At 61.9% G+C, this 457-nt stretch carries 1 protein-coding gene; it reads right to left on the bottom strand.

The features are described 5' to 3' along the window. Positions 1-45 precede the first annotated feature (45 nt). The coding region (locus EN935_RS40050; protein ID WP_164771930.1) for an ABC transporter substrate-binding protein at positions 46-457 on the bottom strand (412 nt) is incomplete at its 5' end.

Here is a 457-nt window from a genome sequence, read left to right on the forward strand (position 1 = left end):
CCTAGGCCGCCACAAGGCCTGCCTCGGCGTCAATCTGGTTCGCCTTTATTCGACAGCCACCCACTTGCCGCCCTTGGCGATCACCGGGCGGAAATTTGACGTCTGGAGCGTGTTCTTGTCGGTAAACTTGATTTCACCGGCAAGGCCCTTGAAGTCGCTTGCCTTGAGCGCTTCGATGATCGCCTTTTGATCCACCGACTTGGCCCGCGTGATCGCATCGGCGATCAAGTCGCCCACATCGTGGGAGAGCGCCGCATAGGCGCCGGCATCGCGGCCATAGGTTTCCTTGTACTTGGCCTTGAAGTCGGCCGCGCCGGACAGGAGGTCGACGGTGGGCGGGGACAACAGGTACACGCCCTCACCGGCCGAACCGGCGATTTCCAGATATTCCGGCGAATTGTTGCCGTCGCCCAGCACAATGCCGCCCTGGAAACCGGCCTGCCGAAGCTGCTTGGTG

Origin of the sequence: Mesorhizobium sp. M7D.F.Ca.US.004.03.1.1 (assembly GCF_003998635.1) — a bacterium.
GTDB lineage: Bacteria > Pseudomonadota > Alphaproteobacteria > Rhizobiales > Rhizobiaceae > Mesorhizobium > Mesorhizobium loti.